This window comes from Arthrobacter sp. 01N444 (assembly GCF_056399305.1).
This window is the reverse complement of record NZ_JBFTRB010000019.1, coordinates 120,623-144,427: the sequence shown is the minus strand read 5'-3', so window position 1 is coordinate 144,427 and position 23,805 is coordinate 120,623. Positions and strand designations below refer to the sequence as shown.

The following is a 23,805-nucleotide window of genomic DNA, read 5'->3' as shown; positions in this document are numbered from 1 at the left end:
TGGTTGTTGTGGGAAGAAAAGCTGAACATCCGGTAAGGAATGCTCTGATCCTTAGTGGCGTGTTATTGAGCGCAACGGTCGCGGTGATCCTGGCAGGACCTCAGGACCACGTGTCACAGGAGGTCGTGGCACTACTCGCCGGCCTGGCCGTGGGTGTGTGGTTGCTGCGTTTCTCGCCGCCCTGGCGATGGCTAGCCATGTTGGTTTTGGTGCTTTCCCTCGTTCTCTGTTTGGTGTTGGGCCCAGCCGGTATCGCGTGGTTCGGTGGGTTTATTTCGGGCACTCAGGCAGGACTGGCCTGGCAGCATGCGAATAAGCGGAGCCGTCAGCCCGCTAAGCCGAGCCGGGAAACCACAAATAAGGCGGAGTGGCTTGTTGATGGGCGGGGCCTTAGCACCGTCGCGGAGGCACGTGAGGCGGCTGGTGCTGCGCTGCATTCCTTGGACGGGAAGTTGCGTGGACGGCTGGCTGTTGAGCATGGGTCGGCACGTTTTGAGGTGGCCGGTGATGTTGGGCTGGGGATGGTCTGTCACCGGAATGCTGATGCTGACCAGGAGAGTTCCTGGGCGGTGTTGTTGCGGCCCGGACAAGCGAAGGATGAATCGGTGGATGTGCCGATGGGTGATGCGACGGGCTTCATTCCTTCTCGGTTCGTCAACGACCTCGGACCTGTCGAGGCGGCACTGACAGATTTCCTCGGGAACCCGGGATCAGCGTCGTTGGGCCCGGAATGGATGACGGGTAACGACGCAGAAGCCACTCGCCTGACCACTTTCTAACCACTAAATGGTGTCGCGATTGGCAGGAATGTGAGATCGTCGCGGCCCGCTTGTTCCGGGACGGCGAGTTGGAAAAATGGGTCGAGTATCCCACTGGATTAGTAATCAGCGATTCCGAGTTACAGACATAAGTTGGAGTCGTTCTGAACCACATGGGCCTTTGACCACAATGCTGAATCAGTGGAGCCCCTGGAGCGACTTGCAGGAGTATCAGCGGATTGCCGATCGCCTTTTTCGGGAGGGCCGGAGGGAGGATCAGGTTGAGTACTCAACGGCCATCGTCGTGCCGGGTTAGGCGTTGGGGGAATACTCAGCAATGCTCCGAGGACAAAAGGCCGGCCGCCGCGCTCAACGGCGCTAGTGATTTGCACGTCGCGAAATCTCCAGATCGACCGTGGCGACCAATCCTGAAGTAGGAAAAGCGTATGGTTCGGCGGATTTATTTTGGGCACTCAGGCAGGACTAGCCTGGCAGCATGCAAGTAAGCGCCGTGAGCCCGCTCAGCAGGCCCGGGAAACCGCAAAAAAGGAACGCTGACGGCTGTCGGATCACGATGCAAGATGTGGATCGTCGGCGCTCTTGGTTTCGCAAATTTGCGCGTGTATCGTTGGCTATCGTTGTATATCGTTCACGGTCGTCCAGAGGAGAGCATGATGCGCAGTTCTTACCCGGCAGGCGGATTTCGCGGCAACAATGTCGACGGCATGTGGCAGGCCGTAGAGGAGTTGCGTTCGAGGTTCGAGAAGCGCTCGGGTTCCCGGGCGGGGCGTGGCGAGGTGCGCTCGGCTGTGCTGGCACTGCTCGCCGAGCGGCCGATGCACGGCTATCAGATTATTCGTGAAATCGAGGAGCGCAGCGGCGGCACCTGGAAGCCCAGCGCCGGCTCCGTCTATCCGACCCTCCAGCTGCTGGCCGACGAGGGCCTTATCCGTGCTGAGGAATCCAACGGCCGCAAGATCTATTCCCTGACGGACGCGGGCCGCGAGGAGATGGCGGGTGCCGGTACGTCAGCGCCCTGGGAGTCGACGGGTCCGGCGTCGGGCTCGGGATTCGCGGCGCTGCCCAAGGCGGGCGTCGAGCTCGCGCAGGCCGCCTCCCAGGTGGGACGTACCGGCACGCCGGAGCAGGTGCAGGAAGCCGTGGCGGTGCTCGATGACGCGCGCCGCCGGCTGTACGCGATCCTCGCCCAGGGCTGACCGGGGTGATGTCGGTTCGCCGGGACCGGGCAGCTCCGGGACCCGGCGCCCGGGGCCACCGGGCCCGTTACCGCCGCATCCTGCGCTTCGCCGCATGGCATCTCGCGGTGACCTGGTGGTTCGAGCTGTTCCTCCCCCGCATCGGGCTGGTGCGGATTGCCGAGCGCACCAGGGCGAAGAGGATGCGGCGCTTCGCGCAACGCTTCCATGCGCTGGCGGTGGACCTCGGCGGCCTCATGATCAAAGTCGGACAGTTCCTGTCCTCCAGGCTCGACGTGCTGCCGCCCGAGATCACCAAGGAACTCGAGGGGCTGCAGGACGAGGTGCCTCCGGTTTCGTTCCCCGCGATCCGCGCCCTCGCCGAAGCTGAGCTGGGCGCGCCGCTGGAGCAGTTGTTCGCCTCGGTCGAGGAGACACCGATCGCAGCAGCGTCCCTCGGGCAGGCGCACCGGGCGAGGCTTGGCCCGGGCGACGCCGCCGACACCGGGCTCGACCGCGTGGTGCTGAAGGTGCAGCGGCCGGGCATCAAGGCCATTGTCGACGTCGACCTGGCGGCACTGCGCAAAGTGGGCGGCTGGCTCAGCCACGTGCGCCTGGTGTCCGATCGTGCCGACATGCCCGCCCTGGTCGAGGAGTTTGCGCAGACCAGTCTTGAGGAGATCGACTACCTGAATGAGGCGGCGAATTCGGGGCGGTTCGCCGCCGATTTCGCCGACGACGTCCGGGTGGAGGTGCCCGACGTCGTCTGGGAACGGAGCACCCGCCGCGTGCTCACCCTCGAAGACGTCACGGCGATCAAGATCACGGACTCGGAGGCACTGCTGGCGGCGGGCATCGATCCGGCCCAGGTCGCCCCTGTTTTTGCCTCGGTCATGTTCGACCAGATTTTTACGAGCGGCTTTTTTCATGCCGATCCGCACCCTGGGAACATCTTTGTCACGCCGGTTACCGATCCATCCACGGAGCACCCATGGAAGCTGACATTCATCGACTTCGGCATGATGGGCGAGGTTCCGGCGAGCACACGCAGCGGTCTGCGGAAGCTGCTCATCGCTGCCGCTTCGCGTGACGGCAAGGGGTTGATGACCGCGATCAGCGACGTGGGGGTGTTGGTGCCTTCAGCCGACACGGTCGAGCTTGAGCGGGCGATGACGCACCTCTTTGCCCGCTTTGGCGGGATGGGCTTCGCCGAGCTTCGCGAGGTTGACCCCCGGGAGTTCCGTGATTTTGCGGTGGAGTTCGGTGACGTGGTCCGCTCGTTGCCGTTCCAGATGCCGGAGAACTTCCTGCTCATTATCCGGGCGATGTCACTGACGTCGGGGGTGTGCAGCTCGCTGGACGCCCGGTTCAATCTGTGGGACTCGGTCGAACCCTATGCGGCGCAGCTGCTGCGCGACGAGCGCGGCAACATCGTGCAGGACGTTGCCCAGCAGGCGCTCGATGCCGCCGGGATGGCGCTGGGTCTGCCGAAGCGTCTTGATGGGCTGCTAACCCGGCTCGAGGACGGTTCACTGTCGGTAGCAAATCCGCGCCTTGAGCGGCAGCTGGGACGGCTTGACCGCACGGCGCAGCGATCGGCATCGGCGCTGATCTTCGGCGCCCTGCTGGTATCCGGCTCCGTGGTCCGCGCGGATGACATGGTGCTCGGCAATGTCCTGATGATCGCATCGGTGCTTCCGCTGCTGCATGGGCTCTGGGTGGGGCGCAGCGGCCGCTGATCGAGCCGGTGACGGGGTTTTGTCGCGCCGGACCCCTATGGGTTCCGCTGCCGGGGGTTATCATCAAACCGTGAAGGAAGGCCAGCCTTTTCGTCCTGCGAACCCCACCGAAACCCCCGGCCCCGGCCCCACAGAGCCCCACCCCACTTCCTGGAAGTCCTCGATCCTGAACGGGAGCGGCGCTCTCGCGGCGGCCGCCCTGATAGTGGTCCCGCTCTGGATGCTGCTCAGCAACCCGGCCGTCCTCGGCGGCCACCCCGCCCTGCCAACTCTCCTGGTGGCCGCCGTCGCACTGGGGATACTTTGGGCGCTGATTCTGGTCAGACGCTGGTGGTTCGGCGGCAAACAGCAGCGTAGCGGTGACATTTCCACCTGGCAGTTGGTCCGCGGGATCGCAGGCAGGCTCACGGTCCTCGGTTTCGTGGCGGCGCTGATGTGGCTTAGCCCGTTCCCCCACCAACCCGACCGGGAGAAGGCGGTCCCGGCCAATGGACCCACCGCGACCGCGCCAGCCGGGCCAAAGGCTGCAGAAGACGCCACTTCGATCACCCTTGCCCCGGCGGGCAAAGCCACCACGGGTCTCGTCTTCTACCCCGGCGCCAGGGTCGACGCGCACGCCTATCAGGAGCTGCTGCAGCCGCTCGCGGACGCGGGTCATCTAGTCGTCATCCTGAAACCACCCCTTGGCGTCTCCCTGCTGGACACCACCCAGTCCCGTGCAGCCATGGACCGGCATCCCGAAATCACTTCCTGGGCCGTCGGTGGTCATTCGTTGGGCGGCGTGAGCGCATCATCCTTCGCGGCGGCGAATCACGACGTCGCCGGGCTGCTGCTCTTTGCTTCGTACCCCGCAGAGAACATGGCGGACGCGCAGGGCCTCTCGGTGCTCTCCATCTCCGGCTCAAACGATGGCCTGAGCACGCCGGACAAGATCGCGGCGTCAAGGTCCCTGCTCCCGCCAACCACCACCTACGCAACGGTTGTGGGCGGCGTGCACGCGTTCTTCGGTGACTACGGTGGGCAGCCCGGGGACGGCGAGCCGGGCATCAGCCGCAACGAGGCGCAGCAGCAGATAGTTGCCGAGTCGCTCCGCTTCATGGACCGGCTCAAGGCTTCCGGCTAGGAAGCGAGCATTCCTCAGCTCCACCGCTACGCACCGCCAACCGCTACCGGCCCGCGGCGTACCCTTGCGCACCGCGCGGATTTGCGGCAGCCTGCAGGATCCCGGTCTCAGGATCCCGCACGACGGCGGACAACCGCCCCAGCGCCCAGTCACCAGCCCGGCTGACCACATGCCCGCGGCGTTCCAGCCCCGCGATGACGTCCTCACCGAGCCGGTCCTCGACGACGGCGCCACCGGGCTCCCAGGTGCGCGGCCAGAAGGACCCGGGCACCGACGTCGTATGGAACGTCGGTGCGTCGATGGCCTGCTGCGGCGAGTACCCGCCCACGATGGTCCGCAGCAGGTACGGCAGCTGCCACTGGTCCTGCTGGTCGCCGCCGGGCGACCCCAGCGCGGTCACGGCGTGGCCGTCCCGCAGCACGAGCGTGGGCGTCAAGGTGGTGCGCGGGCGTTTGCCTGGCGTCAGCGTGGACGGCGTGCCGGGCTCCAGCCAGGTCATCTGCAGCCGGGTGCCCAGGCAGAAGCCCAGCTCCGGGATCGCCGGGGAGGACTGCAGCCAGCCGCCGGACGGTGTGGCGGAGACCATGTTGCCCCAGCGGTCCACGACGTCGATATGGCAGGTATCGCCGCGGGTCACCCCCGCGGGTGTCACGGTGGGCTCGCCGACGCCGAGTCCGGCCGCGGAGGCATGGCCCGCGAGCGCCGGCGGCGTGTAATTGGTGCGCAGTGGTGGCCTGTACGGCTCCCGCCCGGGCACGGTGCCAGGCCGGAAGTCGTGGGACGCCCGCTCCGTGATCAAGGCACGGCGGCCGGCGCAGTAGTCCTCCGAGAGCAGGTAATCGAGCGGCACGTCCGTGTCGCCGTAGTACGCCTCCCGGTCCGCGAGCGCGAGCTTCTGCGCCTCCAGGATGGTGTGCGCCCCCAGCTCGGTGGACGGATCAAGGAACCGGTCCTCGAAGCCGGACAGGATGGCCAGGGTCTGCAGCAGCGCCGGTCCCTGGCCCCACGGCCCGGTCTTGGCGATCGTGTGGCCCCGGAACTCCACAGTGGCGGCCGCCTCATACCCGGCTTCGAATCCCGCGAGATCGTCCAGGGCGAGCACTCCGCGGTGATCCGTGCCCGAGGAATGCCGGTGCAGGGACTGAACCGACTCCACCATGGCGCGGGCCACGAACCCCTCCCGCCACTCGCGGCGGGCCGCCTCAATTCCCGCCTCGCGGGTGGATTCCCTGACTCCGGCCTGCACGAGCCGTTCCAGGGTGCGGGCATAGGCCGGGTTCCACACCAGCTCGCCCTCAACCGGGATTCGGCCGCCCGGCATCCACAGCTCAGCGGACGTGGGCCAGTGCGCCTCGAACAGCGCGGACACGGCCGCGATGGTGGTTCCGACCCGGCCGAGCATCGGGTGCCCGTCCCGCGCGTAGCCGATCGCGAAGTCCAGGACCGCGTCCAGCTCCCACGTCCCGTGGTCACGCAGCAGCAGGAGCCAGGCGTCGACGGCGGCAGGCACCGCGGCGGCCAGGGCACCCGATCCCGGAACGAGGTCCAGGCCTTCGGCCACGTAGTGCTGCACGGTGGCCCCGGCCGGCGCCGGGCCCTGCCCCATCAGGACTATGGGCTGCTCCGGCCGGTCCGCGGTGACGAAGATCCCGGTCATATCTCCGCCGGGCCCGTTGAGGTGCGGCTCCACCACATGGAGCACGAACGCTCCCGCCACCGCGGCGTCGAAGGCGTTCCCGCCGCGCTCCAACACGGACTGGGCCGCCGCCGTCGCAAGCCAATGCGTGGACGCGCTCATCCCGAACGTGCCCTGCAGCGTGGGGCGGGTGGTGAACGCCTCCGGGCGTGTGAACGGCACACTCACCGCGCGCGAACTACCACCGAAGACTTCTGCCACCACGGTGTCAGCCAAACAGGGCCGCCACGCGGGTGAGGGTCTCATAGACGCCATACGCGAGCGGCACGCCGACAAGCCCCCAAGCGATGACCAACCTCCCAGTGGACGGTGTGACCGAACTCTGTGCAGTACTCATTTCAGCCCTCCAAGGCAGGTTCTTCGGCCCGGACGCGGCCAGGACGTGGTTCGTGGAATCGTGCGTCCACCGGCGTGACCAAGAGGTTCGCCACGAAACCGATCACCAGCAGCCCCACCATGGTCAGCAAGGCGGGCTGGTAGGACGCGGCGTTGAGCGCGCCGGGCTTGCCCTGCGCGTCCAGGAAAGCGTTGACGATCAGCGGCCCGGCGATGCCCGCCGCGGACCAGGCCGTCAGGAGCCGGCCGTGGATGGCTCCGACCTGGAACGTGCCGAAGAGGTCGCGCAGGTAGGCGGGGGCCGTCGCGAACCCGCCGCCGTAGAAGGAGATGATGACGAACGCGAGGGCCACGTAGAGGACGGTGGACGTAGAGCCGGCCAGCGCCAGCACGGTGTAGAGCACGGCGCCGACGCCGAGGTAGACCATGTAGATGCGCTTGCGGCCTGTGACATCGGAGGTGGCGGACCAGGCAAAGCGGCCGGACATGTTGCCGATCGAGAGCAGCCCCACGAAGCCCGCGGCCACTGCGGCGCTGGCCAGGGACGTGCCGTCGGGCTGGCGGAAGAAGTCCTGGATCATCGGAGCGGCCTGCTCAAGGATGCCGATCCCTGCCGTGACATTGCAGAACAGGGCGATCCAGACGAGCCAGAACTGCCTGGTCTTGACCGCGTTCCGGGCGGAGACGTTGTCCGTGGTGACCAGCGAGGCGGCCTTGACCTTTGCGGGGTCGAAACCTGCCGGTTTCCAGCCCTCGGCCGGAACTCTGATGGTGAACGCGCCGAACATCATGTAGGCCAGATAGACGACGGCGAGGGTCAGGAAGAGCTTGCCCACCGACTCACCACTGGCCACCCAGCCCTTGGCCCCGGAGTTGGGATCGTACATTTTCAGCAGGGCCGTGGAGACCGGGCTGGCGATCAGGGCGCCGCCGCCGAACCCCATGATCGCCATGCCCGTGGCCAGTCCGGGCCGGTCCGGGAACCATTTGATCAGGGTGGAGACCGGGGAGATGTAACCGATCCCCAGTCCGATGCCGCCGACGACGCCGTAGCCGAGGTAGACGAGCCAGAGCTGGTGGCTGAAGATGCCCAGGGAGCCGATCAGGAAGCCGCTCGCCCAGAACGCGGCGGAGGTGAACATCGCCTTGCGGGGCCCGTTCCTGTCCACCCAGGTGCCCATGATGGCGGCCGAGAGGCCCAGCATCACGATCGCAACGGAGAAGATCACGCCGATCTCGGTCAGGCTCGCGCCGAAGTGCTTCACCAGCGCGGTCTTGTAGACGCTCGTCGCGTAGGCCTGGCCGATGCACAAGTGCACCGCGAGGGCTGCCGGGGGGACGAGCCACCGGTTAAATCCCGGCGGGGCGATGGTTCGTTCGCGGTCCAGCCAACCCATAAGTACTCCCCCTGCTCGTCAACGGACATCGGTGTCCAGCACATTGCGGAAACGGCCCTCTGCCAGGGCCTCTGACCGAGCTTCCGGTAGAGGGCCGTTGCCTCCGGCAATCATGGTGCAGATCGTCAGCAAACGTACTAGTTATGCGCCAAGCGGTAGGGAATCCGCGACGAACGGTGGTGCGGCAGCCGCACCGGGCGCTACTTGCCCAGGCCGGCCTTCCGGAGTGCCTCGGCCATCGCGGTGTTGACCGGCGACGGCGTGGGGGCCGGCTTCTGCGGTTGCCTACCCGGCGTCCGCCGGTCGGCTGCCGGTTTCCCGGACGGCTGCCTTCCGGACGGTTGATCCGACGGCTGGGTCGACGGCGCCTGCGAGGCAGGCTGCGACGCCGGCTGCCGCGGACGTTCCGGCCGCGAGTCCGCACGACCGCCAGCCGGGCGATCTCCGGCACTGCGGCCGCCCGCCGCACGACCGCCGGAGGCCGGTTCGTCGTCGAGCCTGAGGGTGAGCGAGATGCGCTTCCGCTCCGGATCCGCCTCCAGCACCTTGACCCGGACCACCTGCCCGGACTTCACCACCTCACGGGGATCGGAGACAAAGCGGTTGGCCAGGGCCGAGACGTGCACAAGCCCGTCCTGGTGCACCCCGACGTCGACGAACGCGCCGAACGCGGCCACGTTGGTCACCGTTCCCTCCAGCACCATGCCGGGCCTGAGGTCCGAGATCTTCTCGATGCCTTCAGAAAACGCTGCCGCCGCGAAGGCCGGACGCGGGTCACGGCCGGGCTTCTCGAGCTCGGCGATGATGTCCTGCACGGTGGGCAGGCCGAAGGAGCCGTCCACGAAGTCCTGCGGGTTCAGCGCCGCAAAGCTTCCCGCAGCGGGCGCTTTACCGGCGGCCGCCTTGATTTTCCGGGCCACGGGGTAGGCCTCCGGATGCACGCTGGAGGCGTCCAGCGGCTCCGCTCCCCCGGTGATCCGCAGGAAGCCGGCGCACTGCTCAAACGCCTTGGCGCCCAGCCGCGGGACCTTCTTCAGCTCGCTGCGCTTGGCGAAGGGCCCGTGCTCGTTCCGGTACGCCACAATGTTCTCGCTCAGCAGCGGCCCGACCCCGGCCACCCGGCTCAACAGTGCGGGCGAGGCGGTGTTGACGTCCACGCCCACCGCGTTCACGCAGTCCTCGACCACCGCGTCCAGGCTGCGGTCCAGCTTCGCGGCCGTGACGTCGTGCTGGTACTGTCCGACGCCGATCGACTTCGGCTCAATCTTCACCAGCTCCGCGAGCGGGTCCTGCAGCCGCCGGGCGATCGAGACGGCGCCGCGCAGGGACACATCCATGCCGGGCAGCTCCGCCGCGGCGAGCGCCGACGCCGAATACACCGACGCCCCGGCCTCGGACACCACAATTTTCTGCGGCTTGTTTTCCGGCCCGGAGGAGAGCTGCTTGAGCAGTTCGGCGGCGAGCTTGTCCGTCTCCCTCGACGCGGTGCCGTTGCCGATCGCGACGAGTTCGACCCCGTGCTTCGTGGCGAGGCCCACGAGGGTCCGCAGCGCCTCGTCCCATTTCCGGGCCGGGGCGTGCGGGTAGACGGTGTCCGTCGCGACCACCTTGCCGGTGCCATCCACCACGGCGACCTTGACGCCGGTGCGCAGTCCCGGGTCCAGGCCCAGGGTGGCGCGGTTCCCCGCCGGCGCGGCGAGCAGCACATCGCGCAGGTTCGCGGCGAACACACGCACGGCCTCGTCCTCGGCGGCGGCGAACATCCGGCTGCGCAGGTCTGCCGTCAGCCGCGCCAGGACGCGCGAGCGCCAGGCCAGCTGCGCGGTCTGCAGCAGCCAGGCATCGGCGGGCCGGCCGCGGTCGGCAACCCCGAGGAACCTGGCGACGGCTGCCTCGTACCGGCCGCGGGCGGCGGTGAGGGCGGCGTCGTCGTTCGGATCAGCCTCGGCGAGGTCCAGCTCCAGCGCGCCGTCCTTTTCTCCGCGCAGCAGCGCCAGGACACGGTGCGAGGGCATTCCGGCCGGCTGCTGGGAGAACTCGAAGTAGTCCTTGAATTTCTGGCCCTCGGATTCCTTGCCTTTCTTCACCCGGGACACCATCCGGCCCTGGGTCCATAGCCGTTCCCGGAGCGTGGCGGCCAGGTCGGCGTCCTGCGCTACGCGTTCCACCAGGATGGAGCGGGCACCGGCGAGCGCCGCGGCCGGGTCCCCGATCGAGTGTTCGGCGTTGAGGTACTTGGCCGCCTCGCGCTCCGGGTCCAGTTCGGGGCGCTTGAGCAGGGCGTCGGCGAGCGGCTCCAGTCCGGCTTCGCGGGCGATCTGCGCCTTGGTGCGCCGCTTGGTTTTGAACGGGAGGTAGATGTCCTCCAGCCGCGATTTCGTGTCGGCGCCGACGACGGCGGCCTGCAGTTCCGGGGTCAGCGCGCCCTGGGCGGCAATCGCCTCGAGGATACTCCGGCGGCGGTCCTCAAGCTCGCGCAGGTAGCGCAGCCGCTCCTCCAGCTCGCGGAGCTGGGTATCGTCCAGGGTGCCGGTCGCTTCCTTCCGGTAGCGGGCGATGAAGGGCACGGTGGACCCGGCGTCGAGCAGATCCACGGCGGCCTTGACCTGCCACGGCAGAACGCCGAGCTCGCCGGCGATCTGGGCGGCGATGCCGGACTCCTGGGTGTGCGGCGTGCCGGTCTGTGGTGAGCCGGTCTTCGCGGACGGGCCGGAGGCGGGCGAGGCGGGTGAGGCGGGGCGCTGCGGGTGTTGGGTCACCAAACCATTTTGCCTTACCCCGGTCAGCGGCCGGGCTCGCCCGGAGGAGTAAAGGGCTCCTGCACGTCCTGAACAACCTCGTTGCGGCGCAGGAACCACGGCTTGAACGGCGGATCAAAACGGGCGAATCGTGGCGGCCCCACAGGCTTCAGCCCGGCTAGCTTCAGTGCCTCCTGGAGGCCATCGTTTCGCCGTACAAAGGCCGCCTCCGACCCGCTGCCGGAGAACCGAAGGGCGGCTGCCAGGGAACCTGGCTGGGCCCGGACTCTAACGTCTGGGTTCGCCGGGACCGGCGCCGTCTCCGCCGTCACCCCAGCGGGGAGCACAAAGGCCACGATGAAATCAGCGGGCTCTGCGCTTCCCGGCAGCGGGCCGCTTTGCAATACCGGCGCGGTCATCGCCAGCTTTTGCGACGGCCCGGGCCCCTGGATCACCGGGGCCGTCATCGCCAGCTTCCGTTGCGCCGTGTTGCTGCCGCTGATGTAGTTGAACAGGTGCCGGAAGGCAGCATTCCCGGCGCGGTCGAAGGTCGCTTTGACCTCTATTTCCGCCACAGCGTACGCGGGATAGCGGCGCAGCTCGAAGTGCGCGTAGCGCTGGACCAGCTCATACGGTTGCTGTTCGGTCATAGTCCTCAGACCCTACGCCGGTCCTGCGACAGGAACCAGAGGGGCATTGCCTGGTTCCTGTCCCGTGTTTGACTGTCAGAGGGCTTTGATAGCTTGAATAGCGGAGGCACCAACAACGGGGCACCAGCAACGGGGGCACAGTGTTTTTTCTTGAACCAGAGGTACCGGGCTCATCACCGGATCTGGTCTACTCCGCGAGCGACCTCGTGGTGGCAGCGAGTTGCGAGTATCAGCTGCTGCGCAAACTCGACGAGAAGCTGGGCCGGTCCCCCAGGGCTACGTTCGAAGACGACGAGATGCTCAAGCATGCAGCGGTGTTGGGTGACCTCCACGAGCGCAAGGTCCTCGGCGGTTTCGTGGCGGAGTTTGGCCACTGGGATCCGGCCACCGGGCACGGCGTGTACGACGTCGTCCCGGCCGAGGCCATGGACCGTGCCACGCTGGCGGCCAAGCACGCCGAGTCCATTGGCGCGCTGCGTGAGGGAGCCGACGTCGTCTTCCAGGCCGCCTTCTTCGACGGCCAGTTCCACGGCCGCTCCGACTTCCTCGTGCGGCACGCCGACGGTAGCTACGCCGTGTTCGACACCAAACTCGCCCGCCACGCAAAAGTGACGGCCCTGCTCCAGCTGGCCGCCTACGGCGACCAGCTGCTGAAGGCCGGGATCCCGGTGGACCCGGCGGTGACACTCGTCCTCGGCTCGACGGTGCAGCTGCCCGGCGGCGGATTCGACTACGTGCGAAGCCACCACAAACTCTCCGAGATCCTGCCGGTTTTCCGCGAGCGCCGCGAGCGTTTCCTCGCGCTGACCGCCGCGCACATCGCACAGCCGGGACCAGTGGGCTGGGGCGCCCCCGGGCTCACCGCCTGTGGCCGCTGCGATTACTGCCAGGAGCAAGTCAAAGCCACCGACGATCTCCTCCTCGTGGCCCGGATGAACTCCGTGCAGCGCAAGAACCTCCACGAACGTGGGATTCGTTCAGTCACTGACCTGGCGCAAGCGACCCTCACCAAGCCCACCCCTACGCTCCTGCGCCTGCAGGAACAGGCGCGGATGCAGAGCGGCGTTGGCCCTGCCGACGGCGAAGTCTGCTACCGCAAGGACGGCGAAGAGCACACCATCCGCTACGGCGTCCTGCCCGGGAACACCTTGGCCGAGCTGCCCCCACCGAGCCGGGGCGATATTTTCTTCGACTTCGAAGGCGATCCGCTGTGGCAGGACCGCGCCACGGGAGTGTGGGGGCTCGAGTACCTGTTCGGCGTGATTGAGGCGCCCACCGAGCCCGGCAGTCCGGGGATTTTCCGGCCATTCTGGGCCCACAGCCGGGAGGCGGAGAAGCAGGCGTTCCTCGATTTCCTTGACTATGTCGAGAAACGCCGGCGGGACCACCCGGACATGCACGTCTACCACTACGCACCGTATGAAAAAACGGCGCTTCGGAAACTCTCGGTGATGCACGTTGCCGGGGAGGACATCGTGGACGAGTGGCTCCGCGAAGGCCTGCTGGTGGACCTGTACCAAACGGTCCGGAACAGCATCAGGATCTCCGAGAACTCTTACAGCATCAAGAAGCTCGAGCCGCTCTACATGGGGGCGAACCTTCGAACTGGCGAAGTGAAGGATGCCGGCGCCTCCGTGATTGCCTATGCACGGTTCTGCGACGCGAGGGACAATGAGCGGCCCGACGAAGCGGCCACAATCCTCGCCGGGATCTCCGACTACAACGAATACGACTGCCTCTCCACGCTGGAGCTCCGGAACTGGCTGCTCGGGCTGGCCAAGGAACGCCGGCTGGAGCCGCACGGCGCGGAGGCGGGCGCGGCGTCCGGCGCGGAGGCGGGCTTAGAGGACGGCCCCGACGACGACGGCTCGGCACGAGCCGATGCCGCGCTGGCCCCGGCTGAGCTGGCACTGATGGAATTTGCTGAGCCGGGCAGCGGCTTGTCCGAGGACGACCGTAAGGCCGTCGCCATGCTGGCCGCGGCCGTGAGCTACCACCGCCGGGAGCGCAAGTCGTTCTGGTGGTCGCACTTCGACCGGTGTGAGCACGGTCCCGACACGCACGAACGGGACCGGAACGTTTTCCTCGTCGAATCCGCGGAACTCCTCGACGACTGGCAACAGACGGGGACCAAACTTCCGGAGCGGCGGGTCAAGCTGACCGGCTCCGTGAGTCCCGGGTCGGACCTCCGCGAGGGCAGCAAGTGGTTCCGCATGTACGAGCTGCCTCTTCCCGCCGGGCTGGAGGGTACCGGCAAGAACGGAACCGGGCGGAGCGGATGGTTCGGCACGGAGGTCCTGGAGCTGGGGCGTGAGGACGGCAAGGACACCGTCATCATCCGGGACCGGCTGCACCGGAAGATACCGCCCTACAATGACCTCCCCATTGCGCTGACGGAAGACCAGCCCCTCGCGACCAAGAGCCTCGAGCAAGCACTGGCAGCCCTCGCTGACACGGTGGTCGCCGGCCTGGGGTCCGGTTCCCTCCCCCGCCATCCTGCGCTTGACCTCGTCCGGCGTCAGCCGCCGAGGCTGGCCGCCGGAGCTTCACTGCCGCAGCCTGGTGCCGGACCGGACCGCTTCATTGAAGCCATCACGGCGGCCGTGCTGGCCCTTGACCACTCCTACCTGGCGGTGCAGGGTCCGCCCGGAACGGGCAAGACCCATGTGGGGTCCCACGTCATCGCCCGGCTCGTGGCCCGCGGCTGGAAAGTCGGCGTCGTCGGCCAGTCGCATGCGGTGGTGGAGAACCTGCTGAAGACCGCTGTCACGAAGGCCGGGGTCGAACCGGCGCGGGTGGCCAAAGACGTGAAGCACAACGACGCCCTGCCGTGGGCCCGGCGCACCGGCAAGGACGTTGCGGAGCTGTTGGGTGCGCCTGGAGGCGCCCTCGTCGGTGGCACGGCGTGGACCATGACCGGCGCCACCGTCCCGGCCGGCTCCCTGGACCTCCTGGTGATTGACGAGGCCGGCCAGTTCTCGCTGGCCAACACCCTTGCCGTGGCCCAGGCCAGCAGCCGGCTGCTCTTGCTCGGCGACCCGCAGCAGCTGCCGCAGGTCAGCCAGGGCAGGCACCCCGAGCCGGTCGACGACTCTGCCCTGGGCTGGATTTCCGCAGGCCACGCCACGTTGCCGCCCGAGCTTGGCTACTTCTTGGCCGACTCGTGGCGGATGAACTCAGAGCTGTGCCTGGCCGTCTCGGAGTTGTCCTACGAAGGCCGGTTACGTTCCGCCCCGCCCGCGGATCTGCGCCGTCTGGAGGGTGTGCCCGCGGGGATTGAGACGGTGATGGTGCCGCACAGCGGGAACACGACGTCGTCGGCCGAGGAGGCTGCCGAGGTCGTCGGGCAGGTGCGCCGCCATTTGGGCCTTTCCTGGCACACCGCAGACGGAGCCCGGCCATTGGAGGCGGCCGACATCCTGGTGGTGGCTGCCTACAACGCACAGGTCAACGTCATCCGCGATGCGCTGGACGCCGCGAATCTCTCCGGCGTGCGGGTGGGGACCGTGGATAAGTTCCAGGGACAGGAGGCCGCGGTCGTGATTGTGTCCATGGCATGTTCTGCGGTGGCCGAGGCTCCGCGGGGTACGGAGTTCCTGCTCTCGCGGAACCGGATCAATGTGGCGGTGTCCCGCGGCCAATGGCGTGCCGTGATCGTCCGCGCGCCCGAACTGACCAACTACCTCCCCGCCCACCCCGAGGGTCTGGAGCAGCTGGGCGGCTTCATCGGCCTGTGCCAGAGGTCAGTCCGCGCCTAGCTTTCCTTGCCGAGTAAGGGGAAGTGCTCATTCTTCCGTGGCATGCGGGACATGCTCATTCTTCCGTGGCACGCGGGACATGCTCATTCTTCGCCTCGACCAGCGGACATCTAGGCATCATGCCCGTCGCACGCTGCCAAGGCCGGACATGTCCACTCTTCGCTGACCACTCCACGGAACATGCCCATTCCTCGCCAGCCACCCCACGGAACATGCCCATTCCTCGCCAGCCACCCCACGGAACATGCCCATTCTTCGATGGCCACAGCATGGGACATGCTCATTCTTGCCTTCGACCAAGGGACATCTAGACATCATGCCCGTCGCACGCGGCCAAGGCCGGACATGTCCACTCTTCTCCACCCACCCAACGGAACATGTCCATTCCTCGCCAGCCACCCCACGGGACATGCTCATTCTTGCCYTCGACCAAGGGACATCTAGRCATCATGCCCGTCGCACGCGGCCAAGGCCGGACATGTCCACTCTTCGCTGCCCACTCCACGGAACATGCCCATTCTTCGCTGGCCACCCCACGGGACATGCTCATTCTTGCCCTCGACCAAGGGACATCTAGGCATCATGCCCGTCGCACGCGGCCAAGGCCGGACATGTCCACTCTTCGCCACCCACCCAACGGAACATGTCCATTCCTCGCCAGCCACCCCACGGGACATGCTCATTCTTGCCCTCGACCAAGGGACATCTAGGCATCATGCCCGTCGCACGCGGTCAGGGCTGGACATGTCCCGCGGTGGCGGGGTCCGGTGCAGTGAGGCCCTCGGCCAGCAGGAGTGCCTCATCCAGCACGGCGCCGAAATTCACGGGCTCGTGTGCAAACCGGCCCAGGAACAGGCCCGAGAGACCCTCAAGCGTGGGCAGCAGTCCGGGCTTCGCCGATCCGCCGTAAATGACCGGCAACCCCGGCACGCCGGCGGCGGTGAGCTGGTCCCGGAGCCGGCTGACGACGTCGGACACGTACGCGGCGGCGGCGGGCTCGGCCGCGCCGATGGCCCAGACCGGTTCGTAGGCCACCACCAGGCGGCCGGCGAGGTCCCAGTCGCCGTCGACGGCCGACTCGATCTGGCGGAACACAAAGTCCGCCGCGGCCGCCGCCTGCCCGCCGTCGCGCTCCCCCACGCACAGCAGCGGGGTGAGCCCGGCGTCGTCCGCGGCCCGGACCTTGAGGGCCACCATGGCGTCGTCCTCGCCGAAGTGCTGCCGGCGTTCGGCATGGCCGATCTCCACGAGCCGGACGCCGAGTTCCGCGAGCATGGACGGGGCTACTTCCCCGGTCCATGGCCCGTCCGACCAGCCGCAGTTCTGCGCACCGAGCAGCAGCGGTGAACCCGCCAGGAGCCGGGCCGCCGCGGGCAGGACTGGGAAGGACGGGATGACAAACGGGACAACCCGCCCGGCCGCGAGGGCCGGGCGGGTGTCCACTTCGTGTTGCAGCCGCTCGAGCCAGTCCAGGCTGTCCCGGTAGCCGAGGTACATCTTCGTGCTGACCCCCACCAGGATGCGGGTGTTGGAGGTCTGGCTGCCGGGGCGCTGCTGCATGTGTTGGTGCTTTCTGCTGGATCCAGTGGATGGGCGCTGGACGTCGCGCTGGAAGTGAGGCCGGGGGCCTTTACTGCTCCAGCAGCTCGTCGGCCTTGTTCTTGAAGCGGCGGGTCGCGAACATCATGGCCGCTGCCAGGAACGGGAGCACGCCGAGGGCATAGACGCCCATGGTCCCGGTCTCCGAGGCGGTCATCTGGTTGACCGAGGTGCGCAGGATCGGCGCGACGAAGCCGCCGAGGTTTCCGAGCGAGTTGATCAGGCCGATCCCCGCGGCCGCGGCGGTTCCGGTGAGGAACGCCGTCGGGTAGGACCACGCGATGGGGCCGATGGAGAGGAACGAGCACACGGCGAGGGTGATGAAGATGATGCCGAGCGCCGGAATGTGGTTGGCGCCGGCCCACGCGGAGCCGAAGATGCAGAGTCCGGTGGAGATGAACAGCCCGGTGCCCCAGACCCGGCGGCGGATCACGGTGTTCGCGGCCTTGCCGATGAAGTAGCAGGCGAAGATGCCGAAGAACCACGGGATGGCTGCCATCAGGCCGACGGCGATGCCCACCTTCTGGCCGGTCAGCTGGGCGACCTGCTGCGGCAGGTAGAACGTGACGCCGTAGACGGCGATCTGCAGGCAGAAGTAGATGACGGTGAAGTACCAGACCTTGCCGTTCTTCATGGCCGCCAGGACGCCGCGCGGCCCGGACTCTTCCTTGACGGTGTCCTCGAGCGCCATGACCTCCAGGAGCGCGTTCTTCTCGTCCTTGTCCAGGAACTTGGCGTCCTGCGGGCTGTTGATCAGGAAGAAGTACGCGGCGACGCCGGCGACGACCGCCAGCATTCCCTCGACGAAGAACATGACCTGCCAGCCCTGGACGCCGGGGACCTGGTCGCCGATGTTGATCAGCCAGCCGGACAGCGGGGCGCCCAGCATCTGGGAGAACGGCTGGGCCAGGTAGAAGATGGCGAACATCTTGACGCGGACCTTGTTGGGGAACCACGCGGCCAGGAACATGATGACGCCGGGGAACAGCCCGGCTTCGGTGACACCCAGCAGGAACCGCAGGATGATGAAGGACGTCTCACCCTGCACGAACGCGAAGCAGGCCGAGACGATGCCCCACGTGATGGCGATGCGGGCCAGCCATACCTTGGCGCCGAATTTGGTCAGGAGCAGGTTGCTCGGGATCTCGAACAGGGCGTAGCCGATGAAGAAGATCCCGGCGCCCAGGGCGAAGGCGCCGGCGCTAATGCCCTTGTCCACACCCAGGGCAGCTTCGGAGAAGCCGACGTTGGTGCGGTCCAGGAAGGCCACCACATACAGGATCACCAGCATGGGCATCAGCCGGCGGGAGGCCTTGGAGATGGCCGATTTTAGGACCGGTGTCTCCAGTAGGTCCCGGGTGGACGTTGTTGTTACGGTCATCAAAAAACTCCTCGTCGAGCAATCAGTGGTGTAACTCAGGGGGGTGAATCAGTTGCATGAAAGTGGCCGGATAAGGCCAGTCCAAAACGAGCCAGGCCGGCTCCGGCCGGAGAAAACTAGCGCGAAAAAACCATCATCAGGACGCCGGCCACGCAGGCCAGGATCCCGACGGCGAGGTAGATCTTCCGTCCTTTGCTCCAGGCTGCGAATCCGGACGCGCGGGTTTGGCTGTGTTGTGCCACGAGGCTTCTTCCTTAGTGCATGTAGAGTCCGCCATCCACATTCAGCGTCTGGCCGGAGATGTAGCCGGCGTCCTCGCTGATGAGGAAGGCGATGGCTGCTGCGATGTCCCGGGTGGAGCCGACCCGGTTGACCACGAGGTCTTTGGTGAGTTCGTCCTTGCGTTCCTTGCTGAGGGTGCCGCCCATGATGTCGGTGTCGATTGGCCCGGGTGAGATGGCGTTGACCGTGATGTCGTATTCGCCCAGTTCACGGGCCGTGGCCCGGGTCAGGCCGATCACGCCGGCTTTCGCCACGGAGTACGGCGTCTTGGAGAAGGTGCCGCCGCCACGCTGCGCGGAGACAGAGGAGATGTTCACGATGCGCCCGATCCTGTTCTTCACCATGGATTCCGCGACGCGGCGGGTGGCGTAGTGGACGCCGTTGAGGTTGATGTTCAGCACCCGGTCCCATTCGGCGGCGTCGAGTTCCAGGTAGGGCACCGGAGAGCTGACGCCGGCCACGTTGGCGAGGGCAACGATCTGCGGCAGTTCCGCCTCGATGGCGTCGATTGCCGCGCGGACCGAGCCTTCGTCGGAAACGTTGGCGCCGGCGCCGAAGGCCTTGACGCCGTGCTCGGCTGCCAGTTCCTTGGCCGCCGCCTTGCAGAGTGCGTCATCGAGGTCGATGATGCCGATGTTCCAGCCCTGTGCGGCCAGGTAGCTGGCGGTGGCGCGGCCGATGCCGCGCTCGGACACGGCGCCGGTGATGATGGCGGTGCGTTCTGTGGGGAAAGTGCTCATGGGAAGGCTCCTGAAGTGAAAGAGGAAGATGCGGAATCAGCTGATGGGGGCGGGGCCGAGCTCGTCGATGAGCTTCTGCATGGCCACGTACGCCTTGTTCCGGTAGGCGATCAGTTCCGGCGTGCGCTCCGCCGGGACGTTCAGGAAGCCAGCTCCGGTCTTGGTGCCCAGCTTTCCGGCCTCCACCAGGTCGGTGAGGATCTTCGGGGTGGCGAACCGTTCCGGGAAATCGGTCTGGAGGGACTTGTAGCAGAAGTTGTAGACGTCCAACCCTGCCATGTCGGCGATCGCGAAGGGCCCGAAGAACGGCAGCCGGAAGCCGAATGTGGTGCGGACCAGGGTGTCGACGTCCTCCGCGGTCGCGATCTCCTGCTCCACCAGCTGGGCGGCCTCGTGGAACAGCGCGTACTGGAGCCGGTTGAGCACGAAGCCGGTGACGTCCTTGACGACGGCGGTCTGCTTGTTGGCCGCGTGCACGAGGTCGCGGACGGTGCCGACCGTCGCGGCCGAGGTGCCGGCATGGGGGATGATTTCCACGCCCGGGATGAACGGGGACGGGTTGGAGAAGTGCACGCCCAGGAAGCGTTCCGGGTTGGTGACCGGCTCGGACAGGTCCGCGATGGAGATCGTAGACGTGTTGGACCCGATGATGGCGTCCGGGCGGGCGGCCGCGCTGATGCGGGCGAGGGTCTGGTGCTTGATCTCGATGACCTCGGGGACGGCTTCTTCGATGAAGTCGGCGTCCGCCACGGCCTCCTCGATGTCCTTGGCGGGCCAGAGGTTTTCCTTCAGGATTGCGGTGGCGCCTTCCGGGAAGAGCCCGGCGGCAACGAATTCGTCGGATTCGGCCAGGAGCCGCTCGTAATTCTTCTGGGCCACTTCCGCTGACACATCCGCGAGCGCCACCCGGGCGCCACCGAGTGCCAGGACCTGTGCGATCCCGCCACCCATGTAGCCGGAGCCGACGACGGCGATCTTGCGGGCGGCGTTGATGGCGGCTGCGGTTGCTGTTGATTCGGTCATGTTCAGACTGCCTTCGTGTATTCGGGTTCGTACGAGCAGATGGCGTCCACCTTCGCGGCGGAGGAGGAGTTTTCGTCGAAGCGGTGGCTCAGCCATTCGCCCACGAGCTTCTTGGCCAGTTCCAGCCCGATGACGCGCTGCCCCAGCGTGAGCACCTGGGCGTTGTTGCTCAGGACAGACCGCTCCACCGAGTAGCTGTCGTGGGCCGTGACGGCGCGGATGCCGGGGACCTTATTGGCCGCGATCGCCACGCCCAGGCCGGTGCCGCAGATCAGCAGCGCCCGGTCGGCGTCGCCGTCGGCGATCTTGCGGGCCGCGTCGACGGCGACGTGCGGATAGGCGGTGGAGTCATTGGCGCCGACTCCCACGTCCTGCACGGACGCCACGCGGGGGTCGGCTTCGAGGAGCGCCTTCAGCGCGTTCTTGTATTCGACGCCGGCCTCATCGTTGCCGATGACCACGCGCCAGCCTGTTGCTGTGCTCATGCTTGTGCTCCTTGTTCCGCCGGCTCGGGGGTGCCGGGCCGGGATCCTGTGTCTGCGGTGTCGGTGTGGGTGGATATCCGGGTCGCGATGAGGGCGAAGGACACCGCTCCGGGGTCGGGGTGGCCGAGGCTCTTCTCGGCGAGCGGGCGGGCCCGGCCTTTGAGCGGACGCAGCCCGGCGGTCCGCTCTGCGGCGGCTGTGGCGGCGGCCGCCGCCGCCGCGAGGGAACCGGCCACTGGTGTGCCGGCGTCGAACGCGGTGAGGAAAGCGTCCTGGAACGGCAAGAGTGCGTCCACCATGGTCTTGTCCCCCGGCTCGGCCTTGCCGAGCGCGGTGATGGCATCCACGAAGGCCGTGACCGCGGCGGCCGCGTCCTCGCCGCTGTAGCTGTCCTGGTTGCCCAGGGCCTGTCCGGCGGCGATGATCGCCGAGCCCCAGAGCGCACCCGAGGTGCCGCCGGCGCGTTCGCTCCAGGCCTCCCCCGCAGCGGTCAGGACCCGCGACGGCGAGGCGCCGCCGTCGTTCGCGGCAGCCTGTTCGGCCGCGGTGACTGCCGCGTCCACGCCGCGGCGCATGCCGATCCCGTGGTCGCCGTCGCCGGCGACGGCGTCCAGGCGGCCCAGTTCTTCCTCATGCTCGACCACCACGTCCCGCGCCTGGCCGAGGAAGTCGGCGGCCATCCGGCCGAGGGCTGCCGCCGCGGCGGTGGGCCGTTCGACGTCGGCGGTCTCTTCGGCGTCCGGACCGGCGAGTTCGCGGCGGGCACGGGGTGCCAGGTTTCCCTTGCGGAACGCCGGGGTGTCGGCCGGGGCGGCCCAGTACTGCTCGAGTTCCTCGTCCAGCCACAGCAGGGTCAGGGACAGGCCGGACATGTCCAGGCTCGTGACGAGCTCGCCGCATTCGGGTTCGACGACGGTGAGCCCGGCGGCGGTGAGGAGCTTCTCGATCTTGCCGAACAGCAGGAAGAGTTCGTCGTACTTGACCGTGCCAAGGCCGTTGACGATTGCGACCACGCGGGTGCCGGCGTCGTCCGGTTTGTCGGCCAGGAGCCGGCTGACCAGGAGTTCGGCCAGTTCGGAGGCGGTGGGCATGGGGTGGTCGGAGATGCCCGGTTCGCCGTGGATGCCCAGGCCCAGGGACATGTGCCCCGCGGGGACAGAGAACAGCGGGGCCTCCGCGCCGGGCAGCGTGCAGCCGTCGAAGGCCACGCCGAGGGACCGGGTGCGGTAGTTGGTCCGGATGGCCAGCCGTTCGACGTCGTCCAGGCTCAGTCCCGCCTCTGCGGCGGCGCCGGCGATCTTGAAGACCGTCAGGTCCCCGGCGATGCCGCGGCGCTTCTCGATCTGCTCCAGCGGGGCGCTGGCGATGTCGTCGGTGACCAGGACAGTGCGGGTTTCGATGCCTTCGGCGTTGAGGCGCAGCTGGGCCTGGCCGAAGTGCAGGACGTCGCCGGCGTAGTTGCCGTAGCTCAGCAGCACGCCGCCGCCGGCGTTGGCCGTCTTGGCCACGCGGTAGACCTGGCCGGCCGCGGGCGAGGCGAACATGTTGCCGCAGGCCGAGGCGGTGGCCAGTCCGGGCCCGACGAGGCCGGCGAAGGCCGGGTAGTGCCCGGAGCCGCCGCCGACCACCAGGGCCACCTGCCCGGAGGCGACTTCGGTGGAGCGGACGACGCCGCCGTCGACTCGGGCCACGTAGCCGCGGTTGGCCGCAACGAAGCCGTCCAGTGCCTCATCCGCGAAATCAGCGGGATTGTCGAAGATCTGGGTCATGGTTCCTCATTGAATCCGTGTTGGAGAACTGATGCTGTGGGTAGAGAGGTGGGGTGGTGCGGCCGCCCCCCAAGTGGCTTGACGGCCGCACCACGCGCCGGTGTCGGCGCCCGGTCAGGCGCTGGCGAGTACCGTGGCTGCCGGCAGCTGTCGGCCCTGGGCCACCTGGCTCCTGCCGAGGGCGTAGCCGTCGGTCTTCGGCAGGACCTGGCGGCGGAGGTAGTCCTGGTTGCTGGCCGTGACGCTGAGGCCGTCGCCGCCGTAGTGCTCGGTGCACAGGATGCCCTGGAAGCCGACGGAGAGCGCGGTCTTGAACGCCTCGCGGTAGTTGATGAGGCCGCTTTCCATCGGGGCCGGCATCGCCACGTAGGTGTCCCGGGCGACGTCCTCGTCGCGGATGTAGTTCTTCATGTGCCAGTAGTTGGAGTACGGGAGAGTCTTGGCGACCATCTCGCGCCAGTCCTCGATCGGGCGGTGCAGCCGGATGAGGTTGCCGATGTCCGGGTTGATGCCGACGTTGGCCAGGCCGATGTCCTGGACCAGCTGAACGGAGGAATCCGCGGTGCCGAGGTACGTGTCCTCGTACATTTCGAGCGAGAGCAGGACGCCGACCTCGGCCGCGTGCTGGCCGAGTTCGCGCAGGCGGCTCACAGCCTTGCCCCACGTTTCCTTGTCCCCTACCGGGTCCTTGTACCCTTCGACGGTCCAGAACCAGAGCTGCTTCTGCTGCTCGGCGGTGATGGCCTGGTGCAGTCCGAACGAGACGACCTCGCAGCCCAGCTCGGCGGCGGCGTCGATGGTGCGGTGGCTGTACGCCAGGTTGGCTTCCCAGTTGCCTTCCTCGATCACGCTGCGGCGGATGGCCGAGATGACGGGGATGCCGATGCCGACGTTGTCCGCGGTCTGCTTGAACTCGGCAAGCCGCGGAGAGCTCAGGTCGCCGGGGCGGACCCAGCTGTCCGTGAGGTCGGCATTGGCAAAGCCGGCGTCCTTGACCTCACTGAGGACCTCGGCCCAGGCGGAGGCGTCGGCGTCGTTGATGTGGCTGCCCTGCGCGTCGGTCCCCGGGAACTGCAGGAGCGCTGCGGTGATGGGCCAGTTTTCGGCTGTATAGGCCATGGGTTCACTCCTTCGT

General features: G+C 67.5%; 18 protein-coding genes. 5 read left to right on the top strand and 13 right to left on the bottom strand.

Translation table 11 applies throughout. The features are described from left to right. Nucleotides 1-8: 8 nt before the first annotated feature. From AC1DKN_RS18200 to AC1DKN_RS18185, 4 genes are all read left to right on the top strand, one after another. Complete coding sequence (locus tag AC1DKN_RS18200; protein ID WP_476872112.1) at nucleotides 9-779, top strand: hypothetical protein; 771 nt, start codon at nucleotides 9-11, stop codon at nucleotides 777-779. A 653-nt stretch (nucleotides 780-1,432) separates the two neighbouring features. Next, entirely contained in the window at nucleotides 1,433-1,975 is a 543-nt protein-coding gene (locus AC1DKN_RS18195; protein WP_223915556.1) for a PadR family transcriptional regulator, read from the top strand. A gap of 8 nt (nucleotides 1,976-1,983) precedes the next feature. Continuing rightward, complete coding sequence (locus AC1DKN_RS18190; RefSeq protein ID WP_476872102.1) at nucleotides 1,984-3,693, top strand: ABC1 kinase family protein; 1,710 nt, start codon at nucleotides 1,984-1,986, stop codon at nucleotides 3,691-3,693. A 70-nt stretch (nucleotides 3,694-3,763) separates the two neighbouring features. After that, a complete protein-coding gene (locus AC1DKN_RS18185; protein ID WP_476872101.1) occupies nucleotides 3,764-4,816 on the top strand; it encodes an alpha/beta hydrolase in 1,053 nt (350 codons plus the stop codon). 43 nt (nucleotides 4,817-4,859) lie between these two features. Here AC1DKN_RS18185 and AC1DKN_RS18180 read toward each other — a convergent pair whose 3' ends face one another. The 5 genes from AC1DKN_RS18180 to AC1DKN_RS18160 all read right to left on the bottom strand — a co-directional run bounded on the left by AC1DKN_RS18180 (nucleotide 4,860) and on the right by AC1DKN_RS18160 (nucleotide 11,633). After that, entirely contained in the window at nucleotides 4,860-6,614 is a 1,755-nt protein-coding gene (locus tag AC1DKN_RS18180; RefSeq protein ID WP_476872111.1) for a gamma-glutamyltransferase family protein, read from the bottom strand. 106 nt (nucleotides 6,615-6,720) lie between these two features. Continuing rightward, a complete protein-coding gene (locus AC1DKN_RS18175; protein ID WP_263407449.1) occupies nucleotides 6,721-6,849 on the bottom strand; it encodes an MFS transporter small subunit in 129 nt (42 codons plus the stop codon). 1 nt (nucleotide 6,850) lies between these two features. Further along, entirely contained in the window at nucleotides 6,851-8,245 is a 1,395-nt protein-coding gene (locus AC1DKN_RS18170) for an OFA family MFS transporter (protein ID WP_223915547.1), read from the bottom strand. 200 nt (nucleotides 8,246-8,445) lie between these two features. Further along, the gene (locus tag AC1DKN_RS18165; RefSeq protein ID WP_476872100.1) at nucleotides 8,446-11,004 is read right to left on the bottom strand and encodes a helix-hairpin-helix domain-containing protein; all 2,559 of its coding nucleotides are present in this window, start codon (nucleotides 11,002-11,004) and stop codon (nucleotides 8,446-8,448) included. A gap of 23 nt (nucleotides 11,005-11,027) precedes the next feature. Beyond that, a complete protein-coding gene (locus AC1DKN_RS18160; RefSeq protein ID WP_476857137.1) occupies nucleotides 11,028-11,633 on the bottom strand; it encodes an SOUL family heme-binding protein in 606 nt (201 codons plus the stop codon). 140 nt (nucleotides 11,634-11,773) lie between these two features. Here AC1DKN_RS18160 and AC1DKN_RS18155 point away from each other — a divergent pair, with 140 nt between their 5' ends. Further along, a complete protein-coding gene (locus tag AC1DKN_RS18155; protein ID WP_476872099.1) occupies nucleotides 11,774-15,391 on the top strand; it encodes a TM0106 family RecB-like putative nuclease in 3,618 nt (1,205 codons plus the stop codon). Between the two features lie 732 nt (nucleotides 15,392-16,123). Here AC1DKN_RS18155 and AC1DKN_RS18150 read toward each other — a convergent pair. The 8 genes from AC1DKN_RS18150 to AC1DKN_RS18115 all read right to left on the bottom strand — a co-directional run bounded on the left by AC1DKN_RS18150 (nucleotide 16,124) and on the right by AC1DKN_RS18115 (nucleotide 23,789). Then, nucleotides 16,124-16,951 carry a triose-phosphate isomerase family protein gene (locus tag AC1DKN_RS18150; RefSeq protein ID WP_476872098.1) on the bottom strand — a complete coding sequence of 276 codons (828 nt, stop codon included), beginning with the start codon at nucleotides 16,949-16,951 and terminating at the stop codon, nucleotides 16,124-16,126. Between the two features lie 70 nt (nucleotides 16,952-17,021). Further along, the gene (locus AC1DKN_RS18145) at nucleotides 17,022-18,371 is read right to left on the bottom strand and encodes an MFS transporter (RefSeq protein WP_476851399.1); all 1,350 of its coding nucleotides are present in this window, start codon (nucleotides 18,369-18,371) and stop codon (nucleotides 17,022-17,024) included. A gap of 116 nt (nucleotides 18,372-18,487) precedes the next feature. Beyond that, nucleotides 18,488-18,613 carry a hypothetical protein gene (locus AC1DKN_RS18140; protein ID WP_290370395.1) on the bottom strand — a complete coding sequence of 42 codons (126 nt, stop codon included), beginning with the start codon at nucleotides 18,611-18,613 and terminating at the stop codon, nucleotides 18,488-18,490. A 12-nt stretch (nucleotides 18,614-18,625) separates the two neighbouring features. Continuing rightward, nucleotides 18,626-19,393, bottom strand: a complete 768-nt coding sequence (locus tag AC1DKN_RS18135; RefSeq protein ID WP_476872097.1) for an SDR family NAD(P)-dependent oxidoreductase — start codon at nucleotides 19,391-19,393, stop codon at nucleotides 18,626-18,628. Between the two features lie 36 nt (nucleotides 19,394-19,429). After that, entirely contained in the window at nucleotides 19,430-20,416 is a 987-nt protein-coding gene (locus tag AC1DKN_RS18130) for a 3-hydroxyacyl-CoA dehydrogenase family protein (RefSeq protein WP_476851397.1), read from the bottom strand. A gap of 2 nt (nucleotides 20,417-20,418) precedes the next feature. Next, a complete protein-coding gene (locus tag AC1DKN_RS18125) occupies nucleotides 20,419-20,901 on the bottom strand; it encodes a ribose-5-phosphate isomerase (RefSeq protein WP_018775886.1) in 483 nt (160 codons plus the stop codon). Then, nucleotides 20,898-22,670 (bottom strand): dihydroxyacetone kinase subunit DhaL, encoded by a 1,773-nt coding sequence (gene dhaL, locus AC1DKN_RS18120; RefSeq protein WP_476872096.1) that lies wholly within the window; start codon nucleotides 22,668-22,670, stop codon nucleotides 20,898-20,900. Before dhaL ends, AC1DKN_RS18125 begins: the two co-directional genes overlap by 4 nt. 114 nt (nucleotides 22,671-22,784) lie before the next feature. Further along, nucleotides 22,785-23,789 (bottom strand): sugar phosphate isomerase/epimerase family protein, encoded by a 1,005-nt coding sequence (locus tag AC1DKN_RS18115; RefSeq protein ID WP_476872095.1) that lies wholly within the window; start codon nucleotides 23,787-23,789, stop codon nucleotides 22,785-22,787. Between the last annotated feature and the right edge of the window lie 16 nt (nucleotides 23,790-23,805).

Excerpts from the sequence above, each read along its gene's own strand:
- AC1DKN_RS18180 (WP_476872111.1), bottom strand. The coding sequence starts at position 6,614 with ATGAGCGCGTCCACGCATTGGCTTGCGACGGCGGCGGCCCAGTCCGTG.
- AC1DKN_RS18190 (WP_476872102.1), top strand. The coding sequence starts at position 1,984 with ATGTCGGTTCGCCGGGACCGGGCAGCTCCGGGACCCGGCGCCCGGGGC.
- AC1DKN_RS18135 (WP_476872097.1), bottom strand. The coding sequence starts at position 19,393 with ATGAGCACTTTCCCCACAGAACGCACCGCCATCATCACCGGCGCCGTG.
- AC1DKN_RS18145 (WP_476851399.1), bottom strand. The coding sequence starts at position 18,371 with ATGACCGTAACAACAACGTCCACCCGGGACCTACTGGAGACACCGGTC.
- AC1DKN_RS18125 (WP_018775886.1), bottom strand. The coding sequence starts at position 20,901 with ATGAGCACAGCAACAGGCTGGCGCGTGGTCATCGGCAACGATGAGGCC.
- AC1DKN_RS18170 (WP_223915547.1), bottom strand. The coding sequence starts at position 8,245 with ATGGGTTGGCTGGACCGCGAACGAACCATCGCCCCGCCGGGATTTAAC.
- AC1DKN_RS18130 (WP_476851397.1), bottom strand. The coding sequence starts at position 20,416 with ATGACCGAATCAACAGCAACCGCAGCCGCCATCAACGCCGCCCGCAAG.
- AC1DKN_RS18160 (WP_476857137.1), bottom strand. The coding sequence starts at position 11,633 with ATGACCGAACAGCAACCGTATGAGCTGGTCCAGCGCTACGCGCACTTC.
- AC1DKN_RS18195 (WP_223915556.1), top strand. The coding sequence starts at position 1,433 with ATGCGCAGTTCTTACCCGGCAGGCGGATTTCGCGGCAACAATGTCGAC.
- AC1DKN_RS18150 (WP_476872098.1), bottom strand. The coding sequence starts at position 16,951 with ATGCAGCAGCGCCCCGGCAGCCAGACCTCCAACACCCGCATCCTGGTG.
- AC1DKN_RS18175 (WP_263407449.1), bottom strand. The coding sequence starts at position 6,849 with ATGAGTACTGCACAGAGTTCGGTCACACCGTCCACTGGGAGGTTGGTC.
- dhaL (WP_476872096.1), bottom strand. The coding sequence starts at position 22,670 with ATGACCCAGATCTTCGACAATCCCGCTGATTTCGCGGATGAGGCACTG.
- AC1DKN_RS18115 (WP_476872095.1), bottom strand. The coding sequence starts at position 23,789 with ATGGCCTATACAGCCGAAAACTGGCCCATCACCGCAGCGCTCCTGCAG.